Below are 18304 nucleotides of genomic sequence, written 5' to 3'. Positions count from 1 at the left end.
GACAATCCAACCTACATATCAGGGGGGATGTGGGGTTCCTTTGAGTAGCTGGGGGACGCGGGTTAGGCCTGTTCGGGAGTTGCAGCGGTCTCCGGCTTTTTGGCCGTGGCCAGGAGCAGGACGCCCGCGATGGCTGTTGCGCCCGCAAGGATGAAAGCGAGCATAGCCACCGGCGGTGCGGTGTCGGCTTCACCGAGGACGGCGATCCCAATGCTCACGGGGACCAGCGGGTCGATGACGGTCAGGCCCGCAACCACAATTTCCGGGGTCCCCCGGGTATGGGCGTTCTGGACCAGGAAGGAACCGCACAGGGCGGCAACGACCAGCCCAGCCAGGCAAGTCAGGTACAACCATTCGAAATCCCCCTGGAAGAGCCGGCCGATGACAGTCTTGGCCAGTGCCGCGACGAACCCGAGGAGGATCCCGGCGCCGGCGGTCAACACGACGGCACCCCAGCGGTGACGCCAGAGGCCGAACCCCGTACCGAGTGCGGCAAGGACGATCCCGAGCATGACGAGGATGGTGATGAGGTGCCGGTCGCTGATCTCAACGTCCTGGGCAGAGATGGCAGCGACAGCCACGGAAGCGCCTACACCGCCAACACACAGTGCTACGGACGTGAGGACGCGGCGCCCCGGGGACTTGCCGGTCACCTTAGCGGTCGCGAGGGTCGTGACAATCAGGGCAACAGCACCGATGGGTTGTACAACGATCAGGGGTGAGAACCTCAGGCTGGTCAGCTGCAGGAGGATCGCCGCTCCGAGCATGGCGGTCCCGGCCAACCATGCCGGTTTCCGCAGCAGGGCCTGCAACCGGCCACCGCCCATACCCCGGCCGCCCGGCCCGGCGCCGCGCCCTGGCCTTCAACAGCCCTGTGCTGGAACAAGGTGCCAAGGGCCAACAGAACCGCACCCGCAACAGCCATCGGGATCCCGAGCCAGTGATACGAGGACAGTGCTGACTGCCTCCGCCGGGCTGTATCTGAGCTTCAAAAAGAAGGAATGGATCTGAAAGGCGCAGGAAACCTGCCCGGGCGGAACGCCCCCTTGGCTTCCACCGATCGCAGTCTTGCCCGATAAAGTGGAGTCATATCGGTGCTCGGCCTGATCGCGCACCGGCGGACTTGCGCCGGCACCGTTCCCGGGAAGACAGTTCGCTTCGCATGTAGGAACCCTTGCTCAGGGCCCGGCTATCCCTCTTGTCTTTGTATTCAGATTTTCCTCATGCCGGTGATCGCTGCGAGCAGGGCTGTTCCGTCGGGGGTGCCGAGGCCGGTGCAGGGGTCCCAGCCGGGGCCGGCTTGGTATGTGCCGTTGTTTCCGGTGGTGATGTCGTGGAACCCTGCCTTCCGGGTGTAGAGCAGGGGCTGGATCTGGCCGAACCGCCGCCCGGTGGCTTGGGCGAATAAGGCGATCAGGGCTGCCCAGAGGGGTGCGACGGCGCTGGTCCCGCCGATGACCATGTCCTTGCCATCTACCCGGACCTTGTACCCGGTCTGCGGGTCAGTGACGCCGCTGACATCCGGGACACCGCGGCCACGGCCCCCGGGTACGGGTTTTGGTGCCGGTTTGGGGTGCCGGGCGTGGGCGGGCAGCCCGCTCTGCCAGGGCGGGGCGGGGAACGTGTCGCTGTAGCCGCCCCCCGTGGCTGAGTTCGGTCCGTCGTTCCAAACGGTTTCTGACCTGATCGCTCCGGTGCCAGGGTCGGCGTCCAGGCGCGTGCCCCCGCATGCGAGGACGTGCGGGCTGGAAGCCGGAAAGTCAGCATGGTCTCTGCCGTCCGTGGCCGCGTCGGCGCTGCCGTTATCCCCCGCAGCTGCGGTGACCGTCACGCCCAGTGCGGAGGCGTCGGCCAGTGCCTGATCAAACGCCGTCCGCGCCTGGGCGGTCCAGGCGTCCTCGTTCTGGCCCCAGCTGATGCTGATCGATGCCGGTGCTGGGGCGGCGTGGGAGGCGTTGATGATCGCGTCGAGGAAACCGGCGTCGGTATTCGGGGCGAAGTAGACCAAAACGTCCGCCTTTGGTGCCAGGGCGCCGACCACTTCGATGTCGAGGAGCACTTCGCCGTCCGCCCCGGTCGGGTCCTGCCCGGGTTGGTTGACGGCACCGTCAACCCCTACGGCGGTGACCTTCGGCCCAGTGATCCCTAGGCCAGAGAAATAGGTGTCCAGGTCTGCCTGGCCGAAGCCACCACCAAGTTCGATAATGGCCACGACCTGACCGCTGCCGTCTGCTGTCGCCGGAAAGTTGTAGATCCTGGCCAGTTCCGGTGGGGTGTAACTGGTATCGGTTGCGGCTCGCGGGATCGCCTGGAACTGCGCCCGGGCCTGCGGCCGGTCATCCAGGCCCAGGACGGCGGTGACGATTCCGTCCAGTTCTGCCGGTATCTGCAGGCCCCCGGTCCGGTGCCGGTGGGTGATGTCGTGACCGTGGGGCCCGCTGCTGGTCACTTCCTCCAGGCTGGTACCGAAGATCCGGCTCAGGTCTTCGACGGTTCCGGCCAGCCGGACCCGACGCGACGCCGGGTCCGTTTCGAGGACTTCCGCTCCCAGCCGAGTGAACGTCCCGACGGCGAGGTCAAGGTCTGCGTTGGACGCTCCGTGGCGGGCCGCGAGCTCATCCCGCGACATTGGTTCGGGGACCGTCTCCGGGAGCGGTTCCTGGCGGCGCAGGATCACCGTCACCTCAATCCGGCGGGATGGATCCACGGGCCCGAGCGAGGCCTGGATGCGTGCCACCCCCGGGCGTTCCGAGCCGGCGAGAGGGACACTGCCCCTGGCGGGGTTCGGTGTGGTGTTCTGTTCAGACATGAAATGGCTCCGTTCGTGGGACTGTCATTGTTCAGGGCTTCGCTGGTGTCAGGGGAACGTCATTAGGTGGCGGGAGTGTGCCCCCGCCACGAAGCGCAACCGGCGCCACCGGTATTGAGGTAGCGGTGGGCGGTGCTGGCAACGGGTTTGGTTTGGGTGCCGGCTGCGGCGGAGCGGGGAGGGTCACTTTCGACCCGTACGCCGGTGGTGCTGGGTTGTGCAGGGCTGGATCAATCAGGTCGGCCAGCCCGGGGTCGTTGTCGACGCGGTCCACACCCAGCTTGGGCAGCCCGAGGAGCTGCATCACGGTCTTCGGGATGCCGGCGTGGTTGGACCATCGGCTGTCGATGCCGGGCCTGACCGGGCCGCCGAACATGATCAGCGGGACCCGCGGGCCGTACGCGAGTTGCACCCCGTCCGGGGTGTGCTCGACGTTGGGGGTGGCCACGTGGTCATCCCAGCCGCCCCAGTCGTCCCAGGTGAGCAGGAACACCGTATCGTCCCAGCCGCCGGATCTGACGACGGCGTCCACGGATTCCCAGATCTTGTTCATTCCGATCGTGACGTCAGCGGTGGGGTGTTCGTCTTCGGGCGAGTTGTGCCACAGGTAAGTCAGTGGCGGCAGTTTCCCGGCGGCGGCGTTCGCGACGAAATGCGCATTGGGAATCAGGTTCTTGGAGCCGTTGAGCTGTTGGTAGAACCCGGCCGGGTAGTTGCTGTTGCCGGTGTAGCAGGCCCAGCCGATTCCCGCGTCGGCGGCCAGGCCCGGGACGGAGGGCAGGTCCCATACCGGCGGCGGCTGGGTCCGGGACGGGTTGCGCAGAGTCGGTGACTGGCCGCCGACGATCAGCAGATGGTTCGGGGTGGAGTTGGTGCCGAAGCCACTGCAGTGGTTTTCCAGGAAGGCCCCGGTCAGCGCCAGGTAGGCGTAGAACGGCAGGACGATTCCTGTGTCGAACTGCGTGCGGGCGGCTTGGTGCGCTCCGGTGAGCCAGCGGTAGTAGGCGTGCCGGTCGTGCGGCTCGTCCGCCGCCGGCGGGTTGGGCTGGATCGGCCAGTCCGGTGCAACATTGGCCCCGTACGGGGCCAGGCCCCGGAAGTAGTTGTCCGTGGTGTGGTTTTCCTGGACCATCACCACAACCCGCTTGACTCTGCTGTCCGCCATGACATTCCCGCTCCCCGGCCGTCAACCCGGACGCTCAATCGGTCACCACCGACACTATGCCCAAAACTGTTCCCCGCCCCCTGACGGTGCCCGCCTTTTAAGGATGTTCACGTCGAGGGCACATAGGAGCAGCAGGACCTGACCCCGCACTCAACTCTCATCAAACGCAAAGAAAAAGTAAGCACCCTCCGGTCCCGGCAGCCGCGGAAATGTCCTGCCGTTGGGCTGCACGGTGGAGCCTCCCCTGACGATTTTTTGATAGCTGCTGCCCAATCTGTGATGGGTCAACCCGGGGCTCCCTGGGTCCCCTTGTGCGGGTTGGCTGGCAATGCCAAACTGGGCGATAATGCGGGACTGGAGCTACTCATGAGTTTGCACTTCCAATTATTTTTGTCCGGGGGTTCGCCGGTGGCCAGAATGCTATCGATGACGCCGCCGACGATCCGTTTTACGGCTTCAATGAAGGATCGACCCACATCCGGGTCGGCGCCGCAGGCCAGCCCCGGTTCTACCAGTTTGAGGGACCCCTCCTTCGGTTTACGAAGGAGCACAACTACAACCTGGCCGTGGCCGGCAGCCAGCAGCAAGTCCTGCTCGACGCCGGTCCGGGTGAACTCGCCCCGGATTCAATCTGGATATACCGTTTCTATGATCCCGATTCCGGGTCCTTCGGTGCCGACCCGAAACCGTACGATATCGGGCACGCCGCCAAAGGCTTAGCCAATTTCATTGCTTTGGTGCGCTCCAAAACCCTGGGGAACCCCTGGTTTATTTGGTGACACATTCCATGGGTGGCCTGATCAGCAGGACTGCCTTGCAGCGCGAACTCGAAGATCCCGTCGGAACCGTATCGAAGCTGGCACGATCGGCACTCCCCATGGGGGTATCGACCCCAAACTGGGAGGTCCGCTCGGCAGCTGGATCATGAACGAGTTCGGACCCATGGGTTCCGCGATCTTCACCCCCGACCACATGAAGGAATACATGCTGCCGGCCGGTCATGACCCCGCCCGTGAGACAAATCCCCGGGCAGGTCAATGGGACCCGCGGCGCATGATCGGTCCGTTCAAACCCACACGCGTACTCAGCATTGTCGGCACCAACCCAGGTGATTACGCCGTCGCACGGGGTTTTTCCTCAGCCCTCATGGGTGTCCAAAGCGACGGTCTTGTCGCCATCCGGAACGCTTACGTCTACGGGTCCGCGCGCGCCTACGTTTACCGCTCCCATTCCGGCCGGTTCGGGCTGGTCAATTCAGAGGAGGCTTACCAGAACCTCAGCCGCTTCCTACTGGGCGGACTGCGGGTGGAGGTCGGTCTGCATGGACTGGACTTCGGAAATCAGTCGGACCGTATCTGGCAAGCGGAAATCCGGCTGGCCTTGCGCTGGATCCCGGTGTTAGTCCATGAACAGACAGCAAATCATTACTGTCCCGTGGATCTCAATGCCGAAGCGAAAGAGCTCGCCACACCGCTGTCTCCGGTGCCGCTGGTGACGATATTCCTGCAACCCCGCGAACAACCCGTCTGCCGGTACGCACTGGACCTGAAAGTCATTTCACTCAAGGAATCCGGCGGCATCCTGTGCTTCGATGACCACCTCGAACAGATCGGCGACTGGGAAGACACCCTCATCGTCGATGTCGCGCTCGACACCGAGGGGACCTGGCGAACCGTCACCTGGCAATGGAACAGCACGCCGTCCCGACGCATCGCCGATCAGGAAGAACTGACAAACCGGCTCGACTGGGAAACCGAAAACACCAGCGACAGTCAATGGCACGTGAGTATCCCGGTCACCGACATCGGCCGCGCCCTGCTCGGCAATGACACCCGCCTGGAACTCGACATCAGCCAATGGGACTAGAACCAGGTTCACAACCCTGCAACTTGAATCGGACTGCTAAAGTGCCTTGACCTTCCAGCCCCCTTTGCGCCGCCCTGCCGCGGGGCACTTCATTTTTCGGTATCGGAGGACCAAAACCCAGACGCCAGCCGGGCGGGTCAGTGAAGACCCGGTAGCAGGCTTCGACGACGCGTGATTCTGGAATACGTCCTGCTCCACACGACCGGCCCCGGCCCTGCGACATCCCCTGTAGGCTTCCCCGTTTCCACCTGAACTTTTGACGCAGTTAATGCTCCCGAGGTCGCGTGCTGCTCAGGGCTCCGAAGGCATGACGGCGGCCCTCAGATTTGCGACACGTCCGGCTATTCTGCCGACGCACCCGAAACGCCCGAACGCGACGCCAATCGTGCCAGGAGAATGCCCGGGGCAGTGGACGCCAGCGACGTTTCTGCGAGTTAAAACGATGACGGGCGAACTGCCGCAGACCGCATTGACCGGCCGGCCCGGCAGGTCCTGCACGAACCAGGCAGTAAGTGAGTCGGGACTTGAAACCGCAACCGGCGGCAGGATTAAAATGGATTTATGGCAGTACTAACCGGCTGCCAACCAGAGGGGGAACCACGATGGGACTAGGCGACAAGATTAAGAACGCTGCCGAGAAAGTCGGCGGCAAGGGCAAGGAAACTGCCGGTAGCGCCACGGGCGATGAGAGCCTTCGAGCCGAAGGCAAGACTGATCAGACCAAAGGCAGCCTGAAGCAGGCCGGCGAAAAGGTCAAGGACGCTTTCAAAAAGCACTGACCACGGCAAAGGCGAAGGGCGCATCACTGACCACAGTGGTGCGCCCTCAGTCGCGCCTTCCGGGTATTTACCGAAAGTGTGCGACCCGTCGGGTGACTTCGCGGTGATCCGCGCCGGACAGAACACCAGGATTCGCCGTGACGGTTTGGTGACTAGGCGGGCGGCTCCCATACCCGGGCTGCGTTTGGCACCGAATATCATTGCGCTTCTGGTGGAACGTAACGCTGACACACTCTCGGAGTGAGGCCGCCTGCGTGCGGGCCGGCAATGAACTGGGCTTTTGGTGCTTATTCCAGATTTCTGATTTCAATAGACCCCCACGCACGGGCCCGACACCCCGCCTATGCAGATGATTCTTTGAAATAAGGTTTGACGAGCCACCTTTGCTGAATCAGCGCGATACCTTGACCTCTACAGCGGGGGCGCTCATGCTGGGTACCTGATTGCCCAGCGCCGAAATGGGGTCGACCATGAACGTCACCCGCGCCACGCCGCCGCTCTTCCGGTTTCGCTATCCACTGGCCGCCGTTGCGGCCTTGGTGTTGATGCTCTTCGGCCTTCCTGCGGAAGCCGCAACGACGGGCCCTGGCAATGACGTCTCGTGGCCGCAGTGCGGCAAAGCGCTGCCCAAGGGTCAGAACTTTGGAATTGTTGGCGTCAACAACGGCACCGCCAACACGACCAATCCCTGCCTCGCCACCGAGCTGTCCTGGGCCGGCTCCTCGACAGGCGCTACCGGCCAGCCCAAGGTCGCGCTTTACGTGAACACTGCTAATCCGGGGGCGGCCGGCTCCTGGTGGCCTACAAGCAACACGTACGGCGGAACCAGCGTGGCCAACCCCTACGGCCAGTGCACGAGTGGGTCTTTTGGGGCGGCCTGCTCGTACATGTACGGGTACGCCAAGGCCTACGACGACGCCAACATCCGAGGCGTCAGCAATCCCGCCTCCTACGTTTGGTGGCTTGACGTCGAAACCGGCAACAGCTGGTCCGCCGACAAGGCTGCCAACCGCGCGGACCTGGAAGGCATGATGGCCTATTTCGCGAGCATCGGCGCGACGACCGGAATCTACTCCACGAGCAGCCAGTGGACCCAAATAGCGGGCACGGTTCCATCATCGAGCCCCCTCTACACCGCCAGAAGCTGGCTCGCCGGGGCCAGCTCACTGACGTCCGCAAAGCGTATGTGCACCACGGCGCCGCTAACAGGAGGAGGCAAAGTCACCCTCACCCAATACGTCTCCAGCGGTACCGACTACGACTACTCCTGCCTCTGAGTCCAGACCCCTCCCATCTGGCGCTTGACCGGTCGCCGGTGCCAAGCTCATGCACGAACCAGCACAACGATCCGGAAGCGCATCACCCCAGCAAGCACCATTCCGAGCCAAACCCGCTCTCCCTGGTCACCGATTGCACGGCGTAGCCCGTTCGGACCGCCACGCAGCTTTGCGTCCGGACGACGCAAGTCCGCACAAGTTCGGCGCCGAGCGGTGGGTTGCTTTTGGCTGTAGCGAGCCGGTCCAGTGAGATCGTGACGTGCGCCCGAGGGTCTGTAACGATGTTTGCTTGGCGGTCTGGAGCGGTTCTTCGGCCTGTCCTCGGAATTGAATGGAACGTGTCCGGGTGGTTGCCTTTTACTTTCGGGTCACTGGGCGATTTCCCGGGCTACCACACGGAGCGGTTTGCCCTCTGCCCGGGACGCGGACAGCATGATGTTGAAAGCTTCGCGCGAGGTGATATTCATTCGTTCAATCAGGACGCCTTCTGCCCTGGAAATCATGTCGCGGGTTGCCATGGCTTCCATCAGTTCCGCGACGAGGCGTTTCCTGGCTTCCCGGGCCCAGGCCATATTGAGCATGATGGCGGCTGGGGTGGCGAGCCGCTCGATGAGGAAAACCGAGTGGTCGTTGAAGGCCATCCGATTTCGGGAGTAGACCTTCAGCGCCCCGATGCGTCGCCCCTCGGTGGTTAGCGGGGCACTGAGAACGGAGCGGAGCGGAAAGTCCTCAACTGCTGTGGTCCATTGCGGCCAGCGCGTTTCCTGTTCGGTGTCCTGAATGATGATCGCGCTTTGTTCCGCCCATGCACTCAGGCATGGTCCCTGACCGAGCTGGTATTGCAGTTGGTCAGCGCGGAGCACCATCGGGCCGGTCGCACCGATGCTTTCCAGGCGGCCGCCGGGGTTGAGGATGGAGGCTCCAGCTCCTGCGGGTCCCGGAACGGAGTTTTCGAGTACGTATGCCAGGGATTGCACGGCCTTGGATGCGTTCTCCTCGGTGAGGAAGCCGACTGACATTTGTCCGGCCAGCGCACGCGCCCCGTTTGCTAGGGGATTGTCCATGGCCGTCTCACCTTTTGGTGCCCCGGGAGCGCAGGGACCCGGCTGCATAGGTTGATTTCACTTGTTTTGCCTTCCGGCTCCAGGAGCTAAAGCGAGTCGAGGTGTGTCGTGGGTGGTGCCGTTACCGGGCCAGCCTTGAAATAGAGATAGTTCAGCAGCCTCTTAGGAGGGATCTTCTACTTCCCAGTCTTTGACGTCCGCCACGGGTGCGAAAACGGAAGGGTCGAGATCCTCGAATTCCAGGTTGTTGCGGACAAGGTGCGGCCAGTTCCGGTTGGCCAACGCTCCTTTCCCGAGCGCAATCACGTCCGCTGATCCTCCTGCCAGCATGGATACGGCCGTGTCAGGGTCATCGAGGGTGCCGTTGGCGATGACGGGCACGCCGGAGTACTGCTTGGCCAGCGCAGCCAGGCTTTCCTCCGCATCCGCGAACGCGGGCTCGGTGGCGCGGTATTCGGTGGTATGGACAAAATCGATGCCCGTTGCGCCCAGCGCGCCGAAAATGGCTCCGGCTTCCTCCACTCCTCCTCTCCACTTGTGGTCAGGGTCGCTGACCTTGGACTGGGAGATGCGGATCCCTACAGTCATGCCGGGTCCCACAGTCGCGCGGACGTCTCGGCAGATTTCAGCGGCGAAGCGCACCCTGTTTTCCGGTGAGCCGCCGTAGTGGTCGTCACGCTGGTTCAGGTAGTCCGTGAGGAACTGGTCGAGCAGGTATCCGTTGGCCCCATGGATCTCGACGCCGTCGAACCCGGCATGCTGTGCGTGCAGTGCGGCCGTGACGAAGCCGTCCCGGACCTCTTTCATCTGGGCCGCGGTGATCTCTGAGGGAACGGCGTATGGGCCTTCACCGCGGTAGAACCCTAGCTGTTCCCCCTTGGGTGCCACCGCCGAGGGTCCTACTGTGGAGGCCACGAATCGGTTGCCCTGGCTCTGTGCGCCGGCGTGCATCAGCTGGGCGAAGATCTTCGCACCTGCTGCGTGAACGCCGTCGACGACTTTAGTCCAGGACTGTGCCTGCTCTTCGGTCGCGAGGCCTGGCTGGTAGTGGTAGCCCTGGCTGTGGGCGGTGTCCGGGTAGATGCCCTCGGTGATCAGCAGCCCGAAACCTCCCCTGGCGAACGTCTGGTAGTAGGACGCCATTCTTTCTGTTGCAAGCCCGTCTTCGGTGGCGCTGATCCTTGTCATGGGGGCCAGTGCAACGCGGTTGTCCAGTTCCGTAGAGCCGATAAGGATGGGGGACCAGAGCGAGGTGTAATCAGTCATAAAGATCTCCTTGGGAGAATTTGGCTCCAGCGGGGTCCGGTAGCAGGCCAGGTCCTTGAGCCGTGCGCGCTGACAGGCCTGCGTTGGCTGGATCAGCCGCATATGCTCGCCGGCGCCGCTGCAGACGGTCGAGGACCAATTCGTTTGTGAAGCAATCGAGCACAGCGGACCATAGTTGTTCGAGGGTCTGGCATTGTCTTGCGGCTCCGGAGGGGCCGGTCAGCATCCAGCCGTCCTTGAGTGCAGTCACCTTCGGGGTTCCCGGGAGGCCAGCACAGAGCGCGTTGATCGTGGCGGCCACGATCAGGTGTTGGCGTATGGTCCGGACCGGTCCCAGGGCAGAGTCGGCAACGGTGGTCCTTCCGCAGGCACCGCACATGGCGCCTCCTTTCTTTACGGCATGACGTCGCCGGAGTTGGGTCCCAGGGTCTGTCCCACGAACAGGTTTCCGCCCGGGTCGCTGGCGAGCAGCACGGCGGCAGGGGCGACTTCCGCCGGCGTCCCGAAGCGCCGCAGCGGAAGCTCGGCGCGTTTGGCGGCTTTCCAGCTTTCCGAGATGCCCTCGACCAGGGGCGTCTCAATAGGGCCAGGGGCGATGCAGTTGACCAGGACATTGTCCGCGGCCGTTTCCAAGGCAAGGGCCTTGGAAAGCCCCACCACGCCGGCCTTGGCTGCACTGTAATGGGTCAGGCCCACGCCGCCTTTGATGGCCAGCTGGGAGGCGATATTGATGATGCGGCCCCACTTCCGCTGCCGCATCTCCCCCACCACCTCCCGGCAGCACAGGAACACACCGGTCAGGTCCACCGTGAGGGTCTCGTTCCACATGGCCAGAGACATCTCCTCCAGCGGGGACTCCGTCAGCAGCCCCGCACTGTTGACCAGGACGTCGATGCCGCCCAGCCTGTCCCGGGCCGCGGCGAAGGCCGCCCGCACGCTGGTTTCATTAGCAACGTCCACGCGGAGGGTGCCGTCCCCTCCGGCCCGGTCCAGCACGGCCACCCGGTCCCCGTTGGCCAGGAAGGCCTCGGCGATGGCCTTGCCGATCCCGCTGGAACCGCCGGTAACCACCACCCCGCGGCCTTTCCCGGATTCAGTGGTCCCGGAGGCCTGGTCAGCGGCATGGGTCGATGTCTTCATTGGTGTCCTTTCGTTCCCGGAGCTCTGTCAGGCGCGCATCTTCACGGTGAGGCCGCCGTCAACCACCAGCGCCTGCCCGGTGATGTACCGGGACTCATCGGAGGTGAGGAACCCGATGACGCTGGCCACTTCCTCCGGTTTGCCCACCCGGCCCCAGGGAATGTCGTTCCCGGCCCGCTGCAGCCCTTCGGGTCCCAGTGAATTCACTGGGTCCAGGGACTGCGGGGTTTCGATGAGGCCGGGGATCACGGCGTTGGCGCGGATCTGGCGTGGGCCGAGTTCCACGGCCACGCTGCGGACCAGGCCCAGGACCCCTGCCTTGGCGGCGGCATAGTGGGCGTGTTCCTCCCACCCGTATACCCCGCCGGCGATGGACGAGACCGCAACGAGCGCCCCGCCGTCGGTCATTCTCTCCGCCCCGGCCCGGAGCGTGCGCAGCACGCCGGTGAGGTCCACGTTGAGCATGTCGTGCCAGCGCTCGTCCGTCATTTCCCCCAGCGGGGAATTGCGGAGGATGCCGGCGTTGGCGATGGCGTAGTCCAGCCTGCCGTACTCGTCCACGGCCCGCTGGGCCAGGGCGTCCACGGATACGGTGGTGCGGACGTCCACTTCATGGATCACCGCCGCGCCGTTGGCCTCCTTGACCAGGCGGAGGGTTTCCTCCGGGTCGTGGGGGTCCCCGGGGAAGGTGCCGATGACGGACACCACTCCCTGGCGGGCGTAGTGGACCGCGAGGGCCCGGCCGATGCCGCTCGCGGCACCGGTGATGATGGCGACTTTTTGATCATGCGTCATGGGGGTGGTCCTCCAGGAGTGCTTCAACGGGGGGCTTCGCGGCGATCATCAGGAGTCCGGAGAGCAGGGTGCCCAGGGCGCCGACCCACAGGGCTGCGGTACCGGTGCCTGCACCTGCGGCGATGGCGGTGAAGATGGCGCCGCCGAGGATGGTTCCGGGCTGGCTCATGGCGCCGATGAAGGCGGTTCCGGTGGCCCTGCAGCTGACCGGGTAGCACTCGGCCATGAAGTACTGGATGGCCGCGTACGGGCCCACCAGGAAGAACAGGCCGGCGCCGTAGGTCAGGATGATCATGAACGGGCTGGTGGCGATGGGGCTGAGCATGATTGAGAAGCAGATACCGGAGATGATCCAGCCGCCGATGATGGTCCGTTTCCGGCCGATCTTGTCCCCGATCCAGCCGTGGAAGACGTAACCGAAGTAGGCCAGAAGGTTGATGACGATCAGCATCCAGAAGGCGTCGGAGAGTTCCACGCCCTTGGCGTTCTTGAGCACGGAGCTGCCCAGGACGCTGAAGATGGTGATGCCGAAGAAGTTTACGATCCAGGCGAGCGAGAACACGATGGTGTTCCGGCGCAGGTGCGGCTCCCAGATGCGCTTGAGCGGTGCTGCCGAGGAGTGCTCGACGCCGTAGGCGTGGGCGAGCGAGTGGGCATCCTCTGTCTTTCCGCTCTTTTCCAGTTCGGTCAGCTTGTGGTGCAGTTCAAATTGCGGGGTTTCCTTGAGCTTCCGGGCTATGGTCCAGACGATGATGGCCGCTGGGAGGGTGGCCATCAGATACAGGGCGCGCCAGCCCAGGGAAGGCAGGAAGGCTAGGGCGAGTGCGCTGGCCAGCAGGAATCCCAGCGGCCATCCGCCCTGGATGAAGGAGTAGTGGAAGCCGGGGCGCTTGCGCTTATCGGCCACCTCGGTGACCTGGTAGACCTCGTTCATGTAGGTGGCGTTCACGGCCTGTTCCGAGAACCCGAGACCGCCGAAGGAACGGACGACGACCAGCATGGCGTTGCTGAAAAACGGGATACCTGTAGGAATTGCGGCGGTCAGGGCGGAGACGACGGCGGTGCCACCGATCGTGCTCATCATGCCTTTGCGGCGGCCCAGCCTGTCGATGATGGGGCCGATGCCGAAGCAGACGATGGCGGTGCCGACGGCGATCCAGGTGTTGATGGCGTACGCTTCCGTGGCGGACCAGCCGAATTCCTGCTGCATGGCCGGCAGCAGGGTGCCGAACAGGCCGTAATCGAAGACGGCCACGGTCCAGGCCAGCAGGGCAAGGACGGTAGCGGTGGTGGTGTGGCGCTTGGAAAAGACGGGGAAGCGGCGCTTCTCGTCCGGGCGGGGCTGCGTCAGGTCGACAGCCGGTTCTTGGATGGTCATGACTGGTTGTCCTTACGGGGGCTGCGGGAAAGGAAGGAGTCGGCAATCTGGTCGAAGGTGCACCAGTTGACGCCCTCATGGGAGTTGATGTGTTCGATCAGGCGCTCAAGCATGAGCAGCACCTGCGGGCGGCCGGAGACATCCGGGTGGATGGTCATGGTGAAGGCGGCCTGGTCCATTTCGCGGTAAACCCAATCGAACTGGTCCCGCCACATCTGTTCGATGTCGCGGGGGTTGACGAACCCGTGGGAATTCGGCGACGCCTTGATGAACATCATGGGCGGGAGGTCATCGAGGTACCAGTTCGCCGGGATCTCCACCAGGTCCGTTTCCTGCCCGCGCACCAGCGGCTCCATCCAGGTTTGGGCGTCCTTGGTGTAGTCGATCTTTTTCCAGGAATCGCCCACGCGGACGTAGTACGGCTCGAAGTCACGGTGCATGAGGGAGTGGTCGTACTTGATGCCCCGTTCGAGGAGGATTTCGTTCGTTACAGGCGAGAATTCCCACCACGGCGCCACGTAGCCTGTGGGACGGCGCCCGGATACCTTCTCGATCAGTTCGATCGCGCGGTCCAAGATGGCGGTCTCCTGTTCCCTGGTCATGGCGATCGGATTTTCGTGCGAGTAGCCGTGCACGCCGATCTCATGTCCGGCGTCGACGATCATCTGCGTCAGTTCGGGGAAGGTCTCGATCGAGTGGCCCGGCACGAACCAGGTTGCCGGGAGGTTGTATTTCTGGAACAACCGGATCAGCCGCGGGCCCCCCACTTCGCCGCTGAACAGGCCCCGGCTGATGTCGCACGGGGAGTCTTCTCCTCCGTAGGAGCCGAGCATGCCTGCCACTGCGTCTACGTCCACGCCGAAGGCGACTTGAATGTCCTTTGCCATGAAATTTTCCTTTCAATTCGTTTAAATCGGGATGTTCGGGGGTGTCAGGCGGAAGGTTCAGGGGGCCTCCCTCGCTGGGTGAAGATTTCGGTGATCCGGTCCCGGTCGGAGTTGGTCCGGAGCAGGAGGGTGAGCAGGATCAGCGACTGGGACGGCCGGAGGTGGCCGGAGCTGATGGCGCCGGCGGCGCGCAGGTCCTCGCCGCCCCCGCCGGCGCCGTAGATCGGGACAACGGGTCCCGCGTCGACGCGGGTGCTGGTGACCACCACGACGCCGGACGCCACTGCGGCGGCGACCTCGGAGCAGATGCTGGCATTTGCATTGCCGCTTCCGGTACCTTGCAGGACGATGCCTTCCGCTCCTGCTTCAAGGGCGGCGTGCATCAGGGTGGAGTCGGCGCCGGGGTAGGCGGCAACGAGGTCCACCCGTGGGGAGCCGCCGCCCGCCTGGGGCAGGGGCAGGGCATCGAGCCTGCCGCCGGTGCCGGCCATGGCAACTTCTCCCTGGGCTGATACTTGGCCAAGGACCCCAAAATCGGGGTTTGCAAAGGCATCGAGCCGAAGAGTCTGGCTTTTCCGGACGCCGGCGGCAGGGAAGATGGCGCCCGCGAAGTGCACCATGACACCTTTTCCCCTGCCGTCTTTCGAACCAGCGACGGCGATGGCGCGGGCGAGGTTGTCCGGCCCGTCGGGAGTTGCGGAGTCGGCAGCCCGTTGGGAGCCGGTGAAGACCACCGGCCGCTCGTCGCTGTGGAGTAAGTCGGCGAGGTAGGCGCTCTCTTCCATGGTGTCCGTCCCGTGCGTCACCACTACGCCCAAAACCTTGGGGTCCTTGAGGACTTCCTTGATGGTGGCGCAGATCCTGAGCATGTCCTCGAACGTCAGGAGGTAGGACCCCTTCTGGAACACGTCCAGCACCCGCACGGGGTGGGAGACGGGCGAGCCGAGGGCTTTAAACACCTGCTCGCCGGTGTCGGAGGCAACGGCGCCACCGGCATGGGAAGAACGCGACGAGATGGTGCCTCCGGTAGCCAGCAGCACGACGTGGAAGTCGGGAACAGTCATTTCAGCTCCGTTGGTTCGCTGTGGATCGCCACCCAATCGTTTGGGTAACGCTCCACGGAAAGGGGCGTTTACATGAGCAGAGGGAGCGGCGCCGAGGGGTGGGGGCGCCTGGAGGAGGTTCCAAATCATCTACCCAATCGTTTGGGGAGCGTTGAAGATTGACTATAGGATGTGAAGCGGGTCACGTCAAGAGCGGCCGTCGAACCTATGGAGCAGACCTGGGTGCCAGACCTGGGCTACAGTGACCCCGGTGGGCAGGAGAAGGACATGAAAGAAAAGGCCGACGGCGGACGAACGGTCACGCTGAAGGATTTGGCCCGGGAGCTGGGCGTCCATCCGTCTACCGTCTCCAGGGTCCTGCATTCGGGTTCCGACGTGGCCAAGGGGGCGGCCTCGGCTGCCACCGCTGAGCGCGTCCGTGAGCTGGCCCGCAAGCTCGGGTACTCCCCCGACCCTCAGGCGGCCAGCCTTCGAACCCGTCGGACGAAACTGCTCGGCGTCATCGTCCCCAGGCTTTCGGACCTGGTCCTGGCGATTATGTACGAGGGCATCGACGAGGCCTCAGCCGAGGTGGGATACTCCGCGTTCGTGATGAACTCGCGCGATGATCCCGAGGAACAGCGGCGGAAGATCGACCTGATGCTGGCGCGCAGGGTGGATGGGCTGATCATTGGCGACGCCCACTTTGACGGAGGACTCCTGCAGGAACTGACCGAGCGCAAGGTCCCGTTCGTGTTGATGAACCGCCGGGTCCCTGGCTACCCGTCCGCCACCTGCGACGATATCTTGGGTGGTGAACTCGTGGCCGGTCACCTGTGGGAGATGGGCCACCGGCAGGTGGCGGTCATCGCCGGTGAACCGTACGCTAGCACCGCCATTGACCGCACTGCCGGCTTCCTGGACCGCTGGCGTTCCCTGGGCGGCACCATCGCGGACGATGACGTGGTGTGGTCCAAATTCGATACGGCCGGTGGTCGGGAGGCCGGGGACAAGATCCTTGCCAGCGGCAGGCCGCACCCCACCGCCATCTTCGCCGTCAACGACTTCGCCGCGATTGGAGCGATGGGAGCCTTGCGATCCCACGGCCTCACGGTAGGCCGGGATGTAGCCGTGGTTGGCTACAACGACACCTCCCTGGCGGCCGAACTTCCCATCCCGTTGACCTCGGTACACTCCCCCATGGCGGACATTGGACGGACCGCAGTGCAGCTCATCCAGGCCGTGCTCAGGGGCGAGAACCCCGAACCTGCGCGGCTGAAACCCACCCTCTGCGTGCGGGAAAGCAGCGCAGCCAGGGCGCTGGCGGAAGTGGCTGTCACCTAGCTGCCGGCGGCCACGATCCGCAATGCCAGCAGGCAGGTGGCCCGGACTTCGCCGTCATCGAGGTCAACCCGCAGAAGCTCCTCGATCTTGCGCAACCTGTAGGTCAGGGTGTTGCGGTGGATGAACAGTTCCCTGCACGTCTCGCGGGTATTCCCACTGTGCCGCAGATAGGCCTCAAGCGTTTCGCGCAAGGCGGTGCCGCCGTCGGACATTAACGGGCCCAGAAGGCGCCGGGATATCGCCACCAGTCCCGTCCCCGGCAGGCCGTCCACTACCCCGGCAAGATCTGCGACGGGCGCCCGGTGGAGCCCCGCTTCGCCCACGCTGCGGCGGGCCAGCTGAAGTACCAGCGGCAGTTCGTCCAGGTTCCCGCACCCGGAGACGACGGCGGACAGCTCCGGCGCGTCCTGGAAGGACTTCCGGACAACTTCCATCAGCTCCAGGCCGGCTTCCCCGCCCTGCACCAGCAGCGTGGTGAGGCCAGCCTCCTCCATGAACCGCACGGTCCGGTATTCGGCCTGCAGGCCAACCCGTATCCGCCACGCGATGGTCCTCAGCTTGACGGGCGCAATCTCCCCCGCGCCGCCGATCAGCACCGAACCCCACTCCCCGTCCGGCTCGAATCCGGCCTCCGCGGCGTAACGCCGCAGGGCCGGCGTCGGCGTTCCCCTGGCCTCGTAGAGCGCTTCCATGAACCGTGCGGCTTCTCGGGAGTGCAGGGGCGATCGCGAACCGAGGGTGTAGCTCAGCTGCATGGCAATGACCGCTGCCACCGGCCCCAACAGCGGCTGCAGGACCAGGCTGCTCTTGATTCCCTCGATGGCCAGCTTGAACCGGAGGATGCCGCCGCTTGGCAGGCTCAGGGTGGTGCGGGCCGTTCCGCCCCGGGGCGTTCCGGCGGACATCAGTTCAAAGCCGTTGTGGTCAAGGACCGCCACCCGCGCCTGGATCGTGGTGGCCACCCGCTCCAATACCTGCGCCAGGGAATGGCCCCCCGCGGCCAGTCTGGTGCACTCATCCGCCAGATCCCACCCGGCACGCAGCTCGGCATAACGTTCGGCCGCGATCAGCTGGTCCACATGCCTCATGACCAGGACAAACGGCACCTCCGGAGGCAGCTCAAGCAACGGAAGGCCATGAGCCTCGCAGGCCTTCACCAGGCCCGCCGGCAGCTCGCTATGAGCTGCGCCGAGGCCGAAAACCAGCCCGGCCACGGGCACGGACATCAGGCGCTCAACGTAGGCATCCCAGATGCGGTAGTCCTTGACGTTCAGGCCCATCCCGTTGGTCAACAGCAGCGCGTTGACGCTCAGGAAGGGCGTAGGGTCCATGTGCTCCGTCGGCGCGCACCAGGCGATGGGGCGGGCGAGCCATCCCGGACTGCCCTGAACGGCAAGGCGGATGTTCAAGGCGGGATCCGCCACGAGATCGGCAACACGCATGGAAGGCCTCCTGGCTAGTGCAAGCATCATAATCGACCTGCCTAGATTC

16 protein-coding genes are annotated in these 18304 nt (G+C 64.4%); 5 read left to right on the top strand and 11 right to left on the bottom strand.

All coding sequences use genetic code 11. The features are described from left to right. Positions 1–62: 62 nt before the first annotated feature. The 3 genes from J7I84_RS17190 to J7I84_RS17180 form a co-directional block, all read right to left on the bottom strand. Positions 63–827, bottom strand: a complete 765-nt coding sequence (locus J7I84_RS17190) for a multidrug DMT transporter permease (protein ID WP_214945763.1) — start codon at positions 825–827, stop codon at positions 63–65. Between the two features lie 383 nt (positions 828–1210). Continuing rightward, entirely contained in the window at positions 1211–2809 is a 1599-nt protein-coding gene (locus J7I84_RS17185; protein WP_214945762.1) for a protease pro-enzyme activation domain-containing protein, read from the bottom strand. Between the two features lie 31 nt (positions 2810–2840). Further along, positions 2841–3974, bottom strand: a complete 1134-nt coding sequence (locus J7I84_RS17180; protein WP_214945761.1) for an alkaline phosphatase family protein — start codon at positions 3972–3974, stop codon at positions 2841–2843. A gap of 566 nt (positions 3975–4540) precedes the next feature. On the opposite strand from J7I84_RS17180, the gene J7I84_RS17175 reads away from it, so the two are divergent. The 4 genes from J7I84_RS17175 to J7I84_RS17160 all read left to right on the top strand — a co-directional run bounded on the left by J7I84_RS17175 (position 4541) and on the right by J7I84_RS17160 (position 7896). Continuing rightward, entirely contained in the window at positions 4541–4753 is a 213-nt protein-coding gene (locus J7I84_RS17175) for a hypothetical protein (protein WP_214945760.1), read from the top strand. A 145-nt stretch (positions 4754–4898) separates the two neighbouring features. After that, the gene (locus J7I84_RS17170; RefSeq protein WP_214945759.1) at positions 4899–5840 is read left to right on the top strand and encodes a hypothetical protein; all 942 of its coding nucleotides are present in this window, start codon (positions 4899–4901) and stop codon (positions 5838–5840) included. 602 nt (positions 5841–6442) lie between these two features. Continuing rightward, positions 6443–6619 (top strand): CsbD family protein, encoded by a 177-nt coding sequence (locus J7I84_RS17165; protein ID WP_214945767.1) that lies wholly within the window; start codon positions 6443–6445, stop codon positions 6617–6619. Between the two features lie 470 nt (positions 6620–7089). Then, positions 7090–7896, top strand: coding sequence for a hypothetical protein (locus J7I84_RS17160; protein ID WP_214945758.1), 807 nt, complete (start codon positions 7090–7092; stop codon positions 7894–7896). Positions 7897–8264: 368 nt separating this feature from the next. Here the strand turns inward: J7I84_RS17160 and J7I84_RS17155 are convergent, their stop codons facing one another. The 7 genes from J7I84_RS17155 to J7I84_RS17125 form a co-directional block, all read right to left on the bottom strand. Next, positions 8265–8960 (bottom strand): GAF and ANTAR domain-containing protein, encoded by a 696-nt coding sequence (locus J7I84_RS17155; protein WP_214945757.1) that lies wholly within the window; start codon positions 8958–8960, stop codon positions 8265–8267. Positions 8961–9122: 162 nt separating this feature from the next. Then, the gene (locus J7I84_RS17150; protein WP_214945756.1) at positions 9123–10226 is read right to left on the bottom strand and encodes an NADH:flavin oxidoreductase; all 1104 of its coding nucleotides are present in this window, start codon (positions 10224–10226) and stop codon (positions 9123–9125) included. Between the two features lie 393 nt (positions 10227–10619). After that, positions 10620–11366, bottom strand: a complete 747-nt coding sequence (locus J7I84_RS17145; RefSeq protein WP_214945755.1) for an SDR family NAD(P)-dependent oxidoreductase — start codon at positions 11364–11366, stop codon at positions 10620–10622. 27 nt (positions 11367–11393) lie between these two features. Further along, positions 11394–12161 (bottom strand): SDR family NAD(P)-dependent oxidoreductase, encoded by a 768-nt coding sequence (locus J7I84_RS17140; RefSeq protein WP_214945754.1) that lies wholly within the window; start codon positions 12159–12161, stop codon positions 11394–11396. Further along, positions 12151–13539, bottom strand: a complete 1389-nt coding sequence (locus J7I84_RS17135; RefSeq protein ID WP_214945753.1) for an MFS transporter — start codon at positions 13537–13539, stop codon at positions 12151–12153. The genes J7I84_RS17140 and J7I84_RS17135 overlap by 11 nt, the downstream gene beginning before the upstream one ends. Next, positions 13536–14426 (bottom strand): polysaccharide deacetylase, encoded by an 891-nt coding sequence (locus tag J7I84_RS17130; RefSeq protein ID WP_214945752.1) that lies wholly within the window; start codon positions 14424–14426, stop codon positions 13536–13538. The genes J7I84_RS17135 and J7I84_RS17130 overlap by 4 nt, the downstream gene beginning before the upstream one ends. Before the next feature lie 44 nt (positions 14427–14470). Next, the gene (locus tag J7I84_RS17125) at positions 14471–15490 is read right to left on the bottom strand and encodes an asparaginase (RefSeq protein ID WP_214945751.1); all 1020 of its coding nucleotides are present in this window, start codon (positions 15488–15490) and stop codon (positions 14471–14473) included. A gap of 267 nt (positions 15491–15757) precedes the next feature. Between J7I84_RS17125 and J7I84_RS17120 the strand changes: the two genes are divergently transcribed. Continuing rightward, positions 15758–16813, top strand: a complete 1056-nt coding sequence (locus J7I84_RS17120; RefSeq protein ID WP_214945750.1) for a LacI family DNA-binding transcriptional regulator — start codon at positions 15758–15760, stop codon at positions 16811–16813. Here the strand turns inward: J7I84_RS17120 and J7I84_RS17115 are convergent. Further along, the gene (locus J7I84_RS17115; protein WP_214945749.1) at positions 16810–18255 is read right to left on the bottom strand and encodes a PucR family transcriptional regulator; all 1446 of its coding nucleotides are present in this window, start codon (positions 18253–18255) and stop codon (positions 16810–16812) included. The genes J7I84_RS17120 and J7I84_RS17115 overlap by 4 nt on opposite strands. Positions 18256–18304: the final 49 nt, after the last annotated feature.

The sequence above is a fragment of the Arthrobacter sp. ISL-85 genome (genome assembly GCF_018613675.1).
GTDB lineage: Bacteria > Actinomycetota > Actinomycetes > Actinomycetales > Micrococcaceae > Arthrobacter.
This window is presented reverse-complemented; position numbering and strand designations above follow the sequence as displayed.

Bases quoted from the DNA above. Each gene is read 5' to 3' on its own strand.
- J7I84_RS17190 (WP_214945763.1), bottom strand. From the start codon at position 827: ATGGGCGGTGGCCGGTTGCAGGCCCTGCTGCGGAAACCGGCATGGTTG.
- J7I84_RS17185 (WP_214945762.1), bottom strand. From the start codon at position 2,809: ATGTCTGAACAGAACACCACACCGAACCCCGCCAGGGGCAGTGTCCCT.
- J7I84_RS17180 (WP_214945761.1), bottom strand. From the start codon at position 3,974: ATGGCGGACAGCAGAGTCAAGCGGGTTGTGGTGATGGTCCAGGAAAAC.
- J7I84_RS17170 (WP_214945759.1), top strand. From the start codon at position 4,899: ATGAACGAGTTCGGACCCATGGGTTCCGCGATCTTCACCCCCGACCAC.
- J7I84_RS17165 (WP_214945767.1), top strand. From the start codon at position 6,443: ATGGGACTAGGCGACAAGATTAAGAACGCTGCCGAGAAAGTCGGCGGC.
- J7I84_RS17160 (WP_214945758.1), top strand. From the start codon at position 7,090: ATGAACGTCACCCGCGCCACGCCGCCGCTCTTCCGGTTTCGCTATCCA.
- J7I84_RS17155 (WP_214945757.1), bottom strand. From the start codon at position 8,960: ATGGACAATCCCCTAGCAAACGGGGCGCGTGCGCTGGCCGGACAAATG.
- J7I84_RS17150 (WP_214945756.1), bottom strand. From the start codon at position 10,226: ATGACTGATTACACCTCGCTCTGGTCCCCCATCCTTATCGGCTCTACG.
- J7I84_RS17145 (WP_214945755.1), bottom strand. From the start codon at position 11,366: ATGAAGACATCGACCCATGCCGCTGACCAGGCCTCCGGGACCACTGAA.
- J7I84_RS17140 (WP_214945754.1), bottom strand. From the start codon at position 12,161: ATGACGCATGATCAAAAAGTCGCCATCATCACCGGTGCCGCGAGCGGC.
- J7I84_RS17135 (WP_214945753.1), bottom strand. From the start codon at position 13,539: ATGACCATCCAAGAACCGGCTGTCGACCTGACGCAGCCCCGCCCGGAC.
- J7I84_RS17130 (WP_214945752.1), bottom strand. From the start codon at position 14,426: ATGGCAAAGGACATTCAAGTCGCCTTCGGCGTGGACGTAGACGCAGTG.
- J7I84_RS17125 (WP_214945751.1), bottom strand. From the start codon at position 15,490: ATGACTGTTCCCGACTTCCACGTCGTGCTGCTGGCTACCGGAGGCACC.
- J7I84_RS17120 (WP_214945750.1), top strand. From the start codon at position 15,758: ATGAAAGAAAAGGCCGACGGCGGACGAACGGTCACGCTGAAGGATTTG.
- J7I84_RS17115 (WP_214945749.1), bottom strand. From the start codon at position 18,255: ATGCGTGTTGCCGATCTCGTGGCGGATCCCGCCTTGAACATCCGCCTT.